The organism is Streptomyces cirratus (assembly GCF_014650775.1).
In the GTDB taxonomy this organism is placed as follows: Bacteria; Actinomycetota; Actinomycetes; order Streptomycetales; family Streptomycetaceae; genus Streptomyces; species Streptomyces cirratus.
Genome location: NZ_BMVP01000008.1, coordinates 247,157 through 259,265 on the forward strand (window position 1 = coordinate 247,157; position 12,109 = coordinate 259,265).

The 12,109-nt window shown below is 69.1% G+C and carries 9 protein-coding genes and 2 pseudogenes; 5 read left to right on the top strand and 6 right to left on the bottom strand.

Translation table 11 applies throughout. The features are described from left to right. The first annotated feature begins 54 nt into the window (after nt 1-54). The 3 genes and pseudogenes from IE207_RS21520 (at nt 55) to IE207_RS33380 (ending at nt 2,297) form a co-directional block, all read left to right on the top strand. Nucleotides 55-1,221: a hypothetical protein gene (locus IE207_RS21520; RefSeq protein ID WP_190185886.1), complete on the top strand. Its 1,167-nt coding sequence runs from the start codon at nt 55-57 to the stop codon at nt 1,219-1,221. A 250-nt stretch (nt 1,222-1,471) separates the two neighbouring features. Next, nucleotides 1,472-1,831 (top strand): annotated as a pseudogene (locus IE207_RS34170) (methyltransferase domain-containing protein); the annotation flags it as partial. 181 nt (nt 1,832-2,012) lie between these two features. Continuing rightward, nucleotides 2,013-2,297, top strand: a complete 285-nt coding sequence (locus IE207_RS33380; protein ID WP_229873872.1) for a hypothetical protein — start codon at nt 2,013-2,015, stop codon at nt 2,295-2,297. A gap of 41 nt (nt 2,298-2,338) precedes the next feature. Here the strand turns inward: IE207_RS33380 and IE207_RS21530 are convergent, their stop codons facing one another. Further along, nucleotides 2,339-2,782, bottom strand: coding sequence for a hypothetical protein (locus IE207_RS21530; RefSeq protein ID WP_190185888.1), 444 nt, complete (start codon nt 2,780-2,782; stop codon nt 2,339-2,341). Between the two features lie 488 nt (nt 2,783-3,270). Here IE207_RS21530 and IE207_RS21535 point away from each other — a divergent pair, with 488 nt between their 5' ends. Beyond that, a complete protein-coding gene (locus tag IE207_RS21535) occupies nt 3,271-4,434 on the top strand; it encodes a glutathione-independent formaldehyde dehydrogenase (protein WP_190185889.1) in 1,164 nt (387 codons plus the stop codon). Nucleotides 4,435-4,570: 136 nt separating this feature from the next. Here the strand turns inward: IE207_RS21535 and IE207_RS21540 are convergent, their stop codons facing one another. After that, nucleotides 4,571-5,191, bottom strand: a complete 621-nt coding sequence (locus IE207_RS21540) for a response regulator (protein ID WP_373304744.1) — start codon at nt 5,189-5,191, stop codon at nt 4,571-4,573. Between IE207_RS21540 and IE207_RS21545 the strand changes: the two genes are divergently transcribed. Beyond that, nucleotides 5,183-6,193 carry an ABC transporter permease gene (locus IE207_RS21545; protein ID WP_229873873.1) on the top strand — a complete coding sequence of 337 codons (1,011 nt, stop codon included), beginning with the start codon at nt 5,183-5,185 and terminating at the stop codon, nt 6,191-6,193. The genes IE207_RS21540 and IE207_RS21545 overlap by 9 nt on opposite strands. A gap of 194 nt (nt 6,194-6,387) precedes the next feature. Here the strand turns inward: IE207_RS21545 and tkt are convergent, their stop codons facing one another. From tkt to IE207_RS21560, 4 genes and pseudogenes are all read right to left on the bottom strand, one after another. Then, nucleotides 6,388-8,595: a transketolase gene (gene tkt / locus IE207_RS21550; protein WP_190185892.1), complete on the bottom strand. Its 2,208-nt coding sequence runs from the start codon at nt 8,593-8,595 to the stop codon at nt 6,388-6,390. 627 nt (nt 8,596-9,222) lie between these two features. Beyond that, nucleotides 9,223-10,341: pseudogene (tal, locus tag IE207_RS21555) on the bottom strand (transaldolase); the annotation flags it as partial. Between the two features lie 551 nt (nt 10,342-10,892). Next, nucleotides 10,893-11,216 (bottom strand): hypothetical protein, encoded by a 324-nt coding sequence (locus IE207_RS34345; protein ID WP_444544999.1) that lies wholly within the window; start codon nt 11,214-11,216, stop codon nt 10,893-10,895. Beyond that, on the bottom strand, nt 11,213-12,058 hold the full coding sequence (locus IE207_RS21560) for an IS701 family transposase (RefSeq protein ID WP_444545000.1): 846 nt from the start codon (nt 12,056-12,058) through the stop codon (nt 11,213-11,215). The genes IE207_RS34345 and IE207_RS21560 overlap by 4 nt, the downstream gene beginning before the upstream one ends. Nucleotides 12,059-12,109: the final 51 nt, after the last annotated feature.

The window sequence follows — 12,109 nt, forward strand, 5'->3', positions numbered from 1 at the left end:
GTTGGGGCGGCGCGGTCTTCCCGCCGGTCCGCTGCCGCTGGATAGGCATGTTGCATGACTGCACTTCGCGCACTGCGGCGCGTTGCCGCCCTGATGCTGGCCGCCGCGCCGCTGCTGGCCACCTCTCTCCTGGCGACGGCCACCCCCGCGTCAGCTGATCGCCGTGGCACCAGCGCTCATGCAGATGCCGGCGATTCGGACGCCGCGGCGCAGCGGCTGCTGGCCCAACCGCCATTCCCGCCCACCGACGTCAGCTTGTTCACCACGGCGGCCTACCCCGGAGGACCTTCGTTGGAGCCCGCGCCGCCCCGCCAGATCACCGACCAGGAACTGACCGCGCAGCTCAAGGCCACGCTCAAGCCCCGCGGTCGCCGCGCGGTCGAGGAGGCACTCGCCGTCTTCCACAGCCGGCCGATCGCCGCGATCGTGCCCGATCCGAACCTGCGAGCCGCCCTCGCCTCCCTGGCCGGCAGCCCCGCGCAGGCCAGCATCCAATCGATCCGGCAGGGTGTCTTCCACCAGGTCTACTTCGGCACCCCACCGAATCCCGCCGCCGTCGCTCAGGTCGTCGGTACGCCGGAGGGACCGGAGATCGTCTTCAACGAGAGGTTCCGGTACGAGGACTTCCGGCTGCTCGGGGTCACCCTCTCGCACGAGACCCTGCACCAGGACCCGCTGAACAACGCGAACGAAGAACTCATCAACACCGCGCTGCACACCGCGTACTACGGGCAGCTCCTCCTCGAACAGCCGCAGCTGGCGACCACACGCACCGAGCTGTGTCGCAGGCTCAACACAGGTCTGATGGCGCTGTTGAACACGCGGGACGACCACGGCCGGCAGCGACTGACCCACTCCACAGGCAATGTCCTGCCCGGCGCGGCGACTCCGCTGCCGAGCTTCGGGGCCGCCTTCCTCGGGACGACCCTGGACGGTGACACGGGGACTGATCCCACCAGTACGCCCGGCAACTCGAACCTGGATTTCTACCTCAGCGCCATCACCCACACCCAGCAGACCGGCGCTGCGTTCAATACCGCCACCGTCGAACTCCTCGACCGGCACCAGGCCTGGGCCACGCCCAGCCAGCGCATCCGGCTGGCCCGACTGCTCAAGCTGCGCGTCACCCACCCGGCCAGGCCCTCGCTTGTCGACTCGAAGCCCGCGATCGCGCAACTGAGCCTATGGGGCATCGGCGTCGACGTGAGGTTGCCCTGGTAAAGGTCGGGGAGGGGTTCCCAGGACTCTGCGCTGGCGGAGCCGTTCCAGGTCGTGTTTCACGTTCCCTCCGGACACGCCGCTGACCAGGTGATAGGTATTTCACCGTCACCTTGCACGGCTCGCCGCGTCCGGGCTCTGTCGTCGCTGGCGGACGTCGGGAGATGAGCGTCCCGTTCCTCGTTGTCGGTGAAGTGTGTTTCTGTACCGTTCCTCCCGACCTATCAGGTGGTTGTGGTGCAAGAGTGAGGGCATGGAGTCTTCACCGCCTGGTCTGTTCGCTTCGACGGTGCCGCACTACGCGAGGTTTCGGTCCGCGTATGGCGCTCGCTTGTTCGCCTTGCTCAGTGCGCGCTTTTCGTTGGACGGGACTCAGCGGGTGCTGGACTTGGGGGCGGGCTGTGCAGCGCTGACGTTGCCGCTGGCAGCGCTGGTCCGCGAGGTGGTCGCGGTCGATCCCGAGCCGCAGATGATTGCCGAGGGACGCCGGCTTGCGGCCGTGGCGGGGGTGGGCAATATCGACTGGCGGCTTGGGGACTCGAACACGTTGCTGGCGTTGAACGTGGGTCCGGTATTGCTGACGGTCATGGGCGCGTCGTTCCACTGGACTGACCGCGAACGGCTGCTGCGAGACCTGGACACCTTGATCGAACCAGGTGGAGCGGTGGTGCTGGCAACCTGCGGAGCGCGGCACGTCGACCTCGACGTTCAGCCCTGGCTGCATGTGGTCGAGGAGGTCCGCAGCCGCTATCTGGGCCCGAACCGCCGTCCCGACTCCGGCCGCCTATCCCGACGTGCGGCACGAGGAGGTTCTGCTGCGCTCACCCTTCTCCCGGATCGAGGCGATCCACTGGGATCGCACCGACGGCCTGACGGTGGACGAGGTCGTTGGGCTCCAGCTGTCCTTCAGCTTCACCAGCCCGGCGGCGCTCGGCTCCGACAAGATGCTGCGGGACCTCGAGCCCGCCCGTACCGACGAGCGGCAATATGCCCTGGGACGAACTGCGGACCGCGCAAGAACGCGTGGGAAAGAAGTAAGAAACGGTCGGACGGGACAACACGGGATGCTCATGGGGTGATCGTACGGATTGGGCTCGGGCTCTCATCCGAGAGCCCGTTTCTATAAGAAGTGCCCAAGGGTGCAGGTCAGGGCCTGATTAGCGTCCGTTGGGCAATTGGGGACCCTGGCAAGCAGTCCCTGGGCTTGCTGAAAGGCCTCGTCGGCATCCTCCGGCCGTTGCCCCCAGGTCGGATGCCAGTAGCCGCGTCGGACCGACAGGGCAATGCCCTCCACTGGACCACTCAAGTCGCTGTCGGAGCCCTTGGGGGTCGCCGTGGCGCCAGTCCGGCCACGCGTTCTCCCACGCCCCTCTTCGGGCGGCTGGCTGACCGGTAGACCCGACGCCAGGAAGGCCCGGTGGTCGTCGGCAAACTCGAAGCCGTACTCCTGTTCAATACCCTTGAGCTCGATCTCGCTCAGCCCCGGAGCTATCTCGCAGCAGTCCGCAAGAGCGAGGAGGCGCGCTGCTTCGATCCCAATCTTCATCCCATCCGGCTTCATCACGCTGGAACGGTACTGGTCCCACCCCGCTGAACTCAGACAGTTTTAAAGGATGACCAGGCTGCGGGCGGTGCCGCCGGCCGGACGAGGAAGGTCCCCTCCGCACAGTGATGCGGAGGGGACCTTTTGTTTCATTTTGCGCGAGCGCATGCGCGGCCCGGCGGCGGTGTGGCCATAGCGCACGAGAACAGCCCGGCGGTCCCGCCTCCCGGCCCTCTTCTGCTGCTGGGCTGGCGCGGACCCCGATGATCGATCGTGCGTGGCGTTTCGCGTTCCGGCCGTCGGGTACGCGGACGATAGCGGCCGGAACGCAGGGCTCCGCCTGGCGGGCCGGCGGCACCACCGTTGCGCCCGAACCGGGTGAACGGGCCACAGGGGCGTGCCGAGTCAGTGACCCCGTTGCAGCACTTCCCGGAGCCAGGCTCTGTGCGCCGTCCCCCTCACCGCCGTGCTGCGGTCATGCCGCTGTTGCGGCACCGAAGGAACTCCTCATGAAGGCAGCGGTATACGAAGGACCGCGAACGGTCACGGTGAAGGACGTACCGGACGCGAAGATCGAACACCCCTGCGACATCATCGTCAAGATAACGACCACCAACATCTGCGGCTCGGACCTGCACATGTACGAGGGCCGCACCTCGTTCGAGTCCGGCCGCACCCTGGGCCACGAGAACATGGGCCAGGTCGTGGAGGTCGGCTCGGCCGTCAGCAAGGTCCAGGTCGGCGACTACGTGGTCCTGCCCTTCAACATCGCCTGCGGCTTCTGCAAGCAGTGCGAGCAGGGCCTGACCAACTACTGCCTGACCATGCAGCCGGAACCCGCCCTCGCGGGAGCCGCCTACGGATTCGCCGACATGGGCCCCTACCAGGGCGGCCAGGCAGAACTGCTGCGCGTGCCCTACGGCGACTTCAACGCGCTGCGTCTGGGCGAGGACGCCGCCGAGCGGCAGACCGACTACGTGATGCTCGCCGACATCTTCCCCACCGGGTACCACGCCACCGAGATGGCCCACGTCAAACCGGGTGACCAGACCATCGTCTTCGGGGCCGGTCCGGTCGGGCTGATGGCGACCTACTCCGCCCTCCTCAAGGGCGCCGGCCGCGTCTGGACGGCCGACCACCAGCCCGACCGGCTGCGCAAGGCGGAGGAAATCGGTGCCATACCGATCAACACCGCCGAGCAGAACCCGGCGGAGGTCGTCAAGGAGGCCACCCTCGGTCTGGGCGCCGACAACGGCTGTGAATGCGTCGGCTACCAGGCTCACGACCCCCAGGGACACGAGGACGCCAGCCTCACGCTCAACGACCTGATCGACTCGGTCAGGTTCACGGGCGACATCGGCGTGGTGGGCGTGTTCCTCCCCCAGGATCCCGGCGGCGCTAAGGCCCAGGGGAAGCTGGAGGCGCAGGGCAAGGTGCCGATCGACTTCGGCATGATGTGGTTCAAGGGCCAGCGCATGGGCACCGGGCAGGCGCCCGTGAAGAGGTACAACCGGGCGCTGCGCGACCTGATCGCCGGCGGGAAGGCAAAGCCGAGCTTCCTCGTCTCCCACGAGCTCAGCCTGGACGAGGCCCCCGACGCCTACGAGCACTTCGACGCCCGTGACGACGGCTGGACAAAGGTCGTCCTGCATCCAAACGGCCACAAGGGCTGAACGCGCTCGTACGGGCGTGCAGTGTCACGTACTTCGGCGATGCTCTTCTCGTACTCGCACAGGACGTCGGAGCGTCGCCGAGCCGGCCTGGTCCTCGATGGCGAACTCCTCGTCCGGGACAGCGAGGCCCCTATCGTCAGGGGTCGGAGGTGTTGGCGGCCTCGCCCGGTGAGACGAGTCCTGTCTCGTAGGCGAGGACGACGGCTTGGGCCCGGTCGCGTAGGGTCAGCTTGGCGAAGATCCGGGCCACGTGGGTCTTCACCGTCGCCTCACTGAGCGTCAGTTCCCGCGCCAGTTCGGAGTTGGAAAGACCCCGGCCCATGAGCGTCAGCACCTCCCGCTCGCGCGGCGTCAGCGCGGCCAGGTCTCGGTGGACGGCCGGGGTTGCGAGATCCGAACCGGTTCTGGGGATGCTGGGGGCGAAGCGCTCCACCAGGCGACGGGTGATCGAAGGGGCGAGCAGGGCGTCACCGGTGTCGACCAGGCGTACGGCGGCGGCCAGATGTGCGGGGGTGACGTCCTTGAGCAGGAATCCGCTGGCTCCGGCGGCGAGGGCGGCGTAGACGTAGCGGTCGAGGTCGAAGGTGGTCAGCATGATCACCCGGCAGTCCGGGGTCTGCGCGAGTATGCGGCGGGCGGCTTCCAGGCCGTCCATGGCGGGCATCCGGATGTCCATCAGTACGACGTCGGGCCGCAGCCTCCGCACGGCGGCCACGGCCTCGGCCCCGTCGCCGGAAGCAAGGTGGACTTGCCGCAGCCGGAGGGCCCCATCACGGCGTACGGTGAGATCGGGCGGGAGGACGGCGGCGCCAGAATCCACGTGACGACCGGGGAGTCGGGCAACGACCGGACCCCGCCCCGGCTCAGTGACCCGCAGATCGAGACACGGTTGCGGTCTCTGCCAGGCGCGGAGGGCGTACGGGCCCGCGCGCTGTCCCAGGTGAACATGACCGGGCAGACCCAGCCCGTCTTCGCCGACTTCTACCGCGGTGACGATTCCTTGTACGAGCACACCATTGTCAAGGGCCGGGCGCCGGCCGCGGCAGGCGAGATCGTGGCGGGTCCGGCGTTCCTGACCCAGCGCGGGCTGAAGGTCGGTGACCGGGTCACGCTGGAGCTGAACGGCAGGAAGATCACCGCGACCGTCGTGGGTCAGCTCGTAGAGGGCGACGCCCGGGCCCTGGAAACCACTTGGGAGGGTCTCGCCCGACTCGCACCGGACTCCCACGCCACCGAGTACACGGTGCGGCTCGCCCCCGGCGCCGACGCGCGCGCCTACGCCGAGGCGGTCGCGGCGCTCGACCCGGGCCTGCACGCGTCGGTTCTGGACTCCGGCAACGCCGGCACCGCCACCGTCGTCACCTTCTCGACGGTGTTCACGGTGCTGCTGACGCTCGTCGCGTCGCTCGGTGTCTTCAACACCGTCCTCCTGAACACCCGTGAGCGGCGCCGGGACCTGGGCATGCTCAAGTCGATCGGCATGACCCCCCGACAGGTAGTGGTGATGACAGTGACCTCCGTCGCCGGGCTGGGCGCGGTCGGCGGACTGCTCGGCATCCCGCTCGGCATCGTGGCGCACCGCATCGTCGTGGACAACGTCGGGGTGGTCGACTTCCCCGCGTACATGAAGGACGTGTGGCACGCGCCGCAGCTGGCCGCGATGCTCCTGGCGGGCGTGGCGATCGCAGTCCTCGGCGCCCTGGTCCCGGCCCGTTCGGCGGCCCGGATGACCATCGCCTCGGCGCTGCACACCGAGTAGATCACCCTGCAGCACCAACCCCTGGAACCAGCCCGAGCCAGCCGACGGCGTCAGCCGTCGGCTCGGCTGCCGGCTCCACGGATACGCCCGTGTGCTGCTGATCGTCGCGGTCGGCGGCTGATCCAGCCGTCGTGGGCGCTGCAACAGGCCGTGCCACCGTGGTGCGGGCTGGTGGGGCTCGGTGCGCACTTCGATCAGGGGTGGTCGCCGGTGCCGCCCTCCGTCGGGGCTGAGGTGCGCTGGTGCCCGCCGGGGCGGGGGGCCTGGGTGGTGTCGTGGAGGCTGTCGCGGGCGGCTGCGGCGACCGCTTCGGGAGTGATGCCGAACTCGGTGTAGAGGCGCTGGTAGTCGGCGGAGGCGCCGTAGTGTTCCAGGCTGACGATGCGTCCGTCGTCGCCGACGATGTCGCGCCAGCCTTGGCCGACCGCGGCCTCGACGCTGACTCGGGCGCGCACGGCCGGTGGCAGGACCTCGTCCTGGTAGTGCTGGGGTTGGGCGGCGAACCATTCGCGGCACGGCATCGATACCACCCGCACCGCAAGGCCTTGGGCGGTCAGCAGGTCGCGTGCGTCCAGGGCGATGTGGACTTCCGAGCCGGTGGCGACCAGGATCACCTCGGGCGCCGTGCCGTCGTGTGCGTCGGCGAGGACGTAGGCGCCGCGGGCCGCTCCCCGGGCCGGGGCGTAGGTGCCGCGGTCGAGGACGGGCAGGTTCTGGCGGGAGAGGATCAGGCCGGCGGGCCGGTCGGTGTGTTCGAGGATGGTCTGCCAGCAGGCGGTGGTTTCGTTCGCGTCGGCGGGGCGTACGACGTCCAGGCCGGGGATGGCGCGCAGTGCGGCGAGGTGTTCGACGGGTTGGTGGGTGGGGCCGTCCTCGCCGAGGCCGATGGAGTCGTGGGTCCAGATGTAGGTGGCCGGTAGTTGCATGAGGGCGGCGAGGCGGACGGCGGGGCGCATGTAGTCGGAGAAGGTGAGGAAGGTGCCGCCGTAGGGGCGGGTGAGGCTTTGCAGGGCGATGCCGTTGAGGATGGCGCCCATGGCGTGCTCGCGGATCCCGAAGTGCAGGGTGCGTCCGTAGGGTCCGCCCTTCCAGTCCTTGGTCTGCCGGTCGGCCGGGACGAAGGACGGTTCGCCGTCCATGGTGGTGTTGTTGCTCCCGGCGAGGTCGGCCGAGCCGCCCCACAGCTCCGGCAGTACCGGGGCCAGCGCGGTGAGCACCTCACCGGAGGCGGCGCGCGTCGCCATCCCCTTGGCATCGGCGGGGAAGGCGGGCAGGGCGTCGGTCCAGCCGTCCGGCAGCCGCTGGGCCTGGAGCCGGTCCAGTAGCGCAGCACGATCGGGATGCGCGGTGCGCCAGGCCGCGAACGCCTCGTCCCATGCGGAGTGTGCCCTGCGGCCGCGCTCCGCCGCCCTACGGGTGCGGGCCAAGACCTCGTCCTCGACGACGAAGTGCGCCGTGGGGTCGAAGCCGAGGAGTTGCTTGGTGGCGGCGATCTCGTCCTCGCCCAGTGCCGAGCCGTGGGCCTTACCGGTGTTCTGCTTGGTCGGGGCGGGCCAGCCGATCAGGGTCCGCAGCATGATCAGCGAGGGGCGCCCGGTCTCGGCCCGGGCGGCACGGATCGCGGTGAGCAGGGCATCGACGTCCTCGACGTACTCGCCCGTGGCGGTCCAGTCGACGCTCTGCACGTGCCAGCCGTAGGAGGCGAAGCGGGCGGGCACATCCTCACTGAAGGAGACGTCGGTATCGTCCTCGATCGAGATGTGGTTCGAGTCGTAGAACACGGTCAGATCGCCCAGTTCCTGGTGTCCGGCCAGGGAGGCGGCCTCCGCGGTGACTCCTTCCATCAGGTCGCCGTCTGAGGCGATGACGTAGACGTGGCGGTCGAAGGGGCTGCTGCCCGGCTCCGCGTCCGGGTCCAGCAGACCGCGTTCGCGGCGGGCGGCCATCGCCATGCCGACCGCACTGGCCAAGCCCTGCCCCAGCGGCCCGGTGGTGATCTCCACCCCACGGGTGTGACGGTGCTCGGGATGGCCCGGGGTCGCCGAGCCCCAGGTCCGGTACGCCTCCAGATCCGGCAGCTCCAGGCCGTAGCCGGCCAGGTACAGCTGGATGTAGAGGGTGAGGCTGGAGTGCCCGCAGGACAGGACGAACCGGTCCCGGCCCAGCCAGCGGTCGTCGGCAGGGTCATGCTTCATGACGTTCTGGAACAGCAGGTACGCCAGCGGGGCCAGGCTCATCGCCGTCCCGGGATGCCCGTTGCCGACCTTCTGGACCGCGTCGGCCGCCAGCAGCCGCACGGTATCCACCGCGCGTACGTCCACTCCGTCCCAGCCGCAACGCTCGGCCACCGGACTCGTCACGGACCTGTCGCCCCTTGCTGCACCGGGCTGCTCGCTCATCATGCTGTCCTTTCGTCAAGCGGACCGGCCCGCCCAGGGGGCCGCCTGCCCGTGGATGCGCTGTCGCGGCCGTGCTGTCCGGCATCTGCGGTGCCCTTGGTGCCGTCACCGGACGGCAGGCGGCGGGAATCCCAGCGTTCGGGCTGCCGCGGCGGAGCGCACCTCCTCCAGCGTGGTGCTCTGCAGCGCGGCGCGTTCCAGCAGTACGTCGAGGTCGTCGGCGTGGAGGCGGCTGTCGGTCTGGGCCAGGGCGCGTAGGGTGCGCCAGCAGGCTGCCTTGCCCTGGACTCCCGTCAGCATCGCTTCTGCCTCCAGGACGTCGCTGAGCGGGGAGCGGGAGAACAGGTGTCCGTTGGTCTTGAGGCGCCCCGCCTTTTCCGCCAGCCAGCCCGCGGCCGTCTTGGACTGGCTGGTCGACAGGCCCAGGTCCGTCATGATCCGGGCCAGCGCGGTGCGGTCCTCGTCGATCTGGTCCGCGAGCTCGGCGAGCGTGTGGCCGTCCTGTTCGCCCTTGCGGGCGTCCGCGGCCCGCCTGAACAGTTCCAGGCCGCCGGTGGCGGCGGCGTAGTGGTCGCCCAGGTAGATCGCCAGGAGCTCGGCGTTCTCGGAGTCGCCGTCCGCTGTGGCGGGCCTCGCGTGCATTTCGCGGGCGACCGACTCCCCGAGCTCGCTCCAGCTGTCCTCGAACTTCCTCAGCCCCTCGCGCTCCAGTGTGTCGGTGACGTCGGTGAAGTCGATGCCGACCCGTGCCAGCGCGGCGAAGTGGGCCTTGGCTGCCGTGAAGTCGTCCACGGTGGGCGCGTGCGCGGGGAGGGTGCCGTGGTCGGCGAACGCGGCCAGCGTGCCGCCGGGCATGGTGTTGACCGTGCCGGCGATCACGAGCTCCCTGACGTACATCGTGTCGGGAAGGTTCGGGTCCTTGACGCCCGTGGAGGCCCACAGCGGGCGCTGCGTGCGGGCTCCCGCCGCGGCGAGTCGCTGCCACCGCGGGTCGACGAGTAGTTGTTCGTAGGCCTGGAAGGCGAGGCGGGCGTTGGCGATCGCTGTCGTGCCCTTGAGTGCCAGGGCCTCCGCGGTGCCGATGGCGTCGAGGCGGCGGTCGACCTCGACGTCGACGCGGGAAACGAAGAAGGAGGCCACCGAGTGGATGCCCGCCAGGTCGTGTCCCGCGGCCTGAGCCTGCTCCAGCCCCCGCAGGTAGGCGTGCATCACATCGTGGTAGCGGTCCAGGGAGAAGATGAGCGTGACGTTGACACTGATGCCCTCGGCGGTGACAGCGGTGATCGCTTCCAGCCCCGCCCGGGTGGCCGGGATCTTGATGAACAGATTCGGTCGGTCGACCGTCTCCCAGAGCTTGCGGGCCATCGCGGCGGTGGAGCCCGCGTCCTGCGCCAGCCGCGGGTCGACCTCGATGGACACGCGACCGTCGATCCCCGCGCTCCGCTCGTACACGGGATGCAGGACGTCACAGGCCTGGCGCACATCATCGGTGGTCAGGGCGAAGACCGCGTCGTCGACGCTGCTTCCCCCCTCGCCCAGGCGCCGCAACTGCTCGTTGTAGCGGTCCCCCTTCGACAGGGCCGAAGCGAAGATCGTGGGATTCGTGGTGACTCCCACGACATGCTTGTCCGCGATGAGTTTCTTCAGTTCTCCGCCCGCGAGAAGTTCCCGGGACAGATCGTCGAGCCAGACCGATACACCGGCCGCGGACAGGTCGGCGAGCGGGCTGGATTCAGCGGAGACGGACATACGAGACCTCCAGAGCGGTACGGCGCCGCGCACACTGAGGATGTTCCCGCCCGGAGGGCGACGGCCGGCGGCGACACTCGCACGGTGGTTCCCTCCCCACCTGCCCGGATCACCCCACAACAAGCGGAATACCCCGAACAACTCGTGGCCGAGGGGGCCCGGCAAGGCAACCGCCCCTGATCACATGCAGGAATGCGAGGCCGAAGTGGTCGACCTGCCCGCCCTCCTGCGCAAGACCGCCGCCGAGCACCCCGCGAGGTCGTACGCACACCCTGGTCGACGCGGTCGCCGACGCCTACGACGGCCGCCCGCCCCGCGACGACGCCACCGTCCCGATCGGCGCCGGGGTGATCCTCGAGGGCTCGGGCGGCATCGAAATCGGGCCTAGTACTGCAACAATCTTTGGGTTGACTGGTTGGCAGCTTCGGGTGGGGTGTGGCCGCGTCGTTTGTAGTGGCTGACGCGGGCCTGGAATTGGCGTCTGCGGCGCCAGTTCGACCAGTGCAGGATGTGACCGACGGAGGCGGGGCGGCGGTAGGCGAGGCGGGTGATCAGGCGTCGGAATTCGGGGAGGGTAAGGGGTATGAGCTGGGAGGATCCGTTTCTGCTTTCCCTGCGTCGGCCTCGCGGGCCTTCAGGACGGTGAGGCAGGCGTGGGCGGCCATGGCCAGGGTGATATGGCGGTGCCAGCCGGGGTAGCGGCGGACCTGGTAGTCGTCCAGCCTGCACTCGCCTTTCGCGGTTTGAAAGCATTCCTCCACGGCCCACCGGCTGCCCGCGATACGGATCAGCTCGTCGAGGGTGGTCTCGGCCGGGCAGTAGGCGATGTAGTAGGAGATCTGGTCCGGCCAGCGGATGCTTCGGCGGGCGATCACCCAGTGCCGGCGGTCCTCGCGATGCCAGGGCCGGACCTCCATCCTCGCCCAGTCATAGACCCGCGGACCGTGGGCACCGTTCCCGCAGAAACGGCGCTTCCACTTCTGCCTCGTAAGGCCGGGAAACAGGTGTGAACCGGGTGGTCAATCGCCCAGCGGGTGACGACGGTGTCGTGCCGGGTGGTGGCCATGACGTGGAAGACATCGGCCCGCTCCAGCTCGGTCCGCCAGCCCTTGGAGAAGCCGTAGGCGGCGTCCGCGGTCACCCAGCGGAACGGAATGTTCTCCGTGATCGCCCGGCGGACCATCGCTTTCGCGATGACCACCTTCGTCTCGAAGGCGATGCTGTCCTCGATGCGCGCGGCCCGGCACCGTTCCCGATCATCGGTCCATGACGTGGGCAGATACAGCCTGCGGTCGATCAACGTCCGGCCGCGGGCACCGGCATAGGCGAGGAAGACGCCGACCTGGCAGTTCTCAGTCCGGCCGGCTGTGTCGGAGTACTGGCGCTGGACGCCGGCGGACCGGACGCCCTTCTTCAGGAACCCGGTGTCGTCCACGATCAGAACCGCTCCGGGGTCGCCGAGATGCTCGACCACATAGTCACGGACGTCGTCGAGGACCTCGTCGGCCTCCCAGTCGCATCGGTTCAACAGCCGGTGCATCCGGTCGGGAGCCGTGTGACCTGCCTCCTCGGCAAGCGTCCACCCGTTCTTCCGCTCCATCGGGGCTATCAGCCCGCGCATATAGGCAAGAGCCGACTCTCGCGGCTCGGACCTGGAAAACCGATGCACGAAACGCTCGTGCAACTCGTCCAGACCGGCCGGCCCACGACCTGACATCAACCCGGTCCCCACCCATAACCAGCCCAACGAGCAGCCTGGCCACCAGTC

Bases quoted from the DNA above. Each gene is read 5' to 3' on its own strand.
- IE207_RS21520 (WP_190185886.1), top strand. From the start codon at position 55: ATGACTGCACTTCGCGCACTGCGGCGCGTTGCCGCCCTGATGCTGGCC.
- IE207_RS21535 (WP_190185889.1), top strand. From the start codon at position 3,271: ATGAAGGCAGCGGTATACGAAGGACCGCGAACGGTCACGGTGAAGGAC.
- tkt (WP_190185892.1), bottom strand. From the start codon at position 8,595: ATGATGAGCGAGCAGCCCGGTGCAGCAAGGGGCGACAGGTCCGTGACG.
- IE207_RS21560 (WP_444545000.1), bottom strand. From the start codon at position 12,058: ATGTCAGGTCGTGGGCCGGCCGGTCTGGACGAGTTGCACGAGCGTTTC.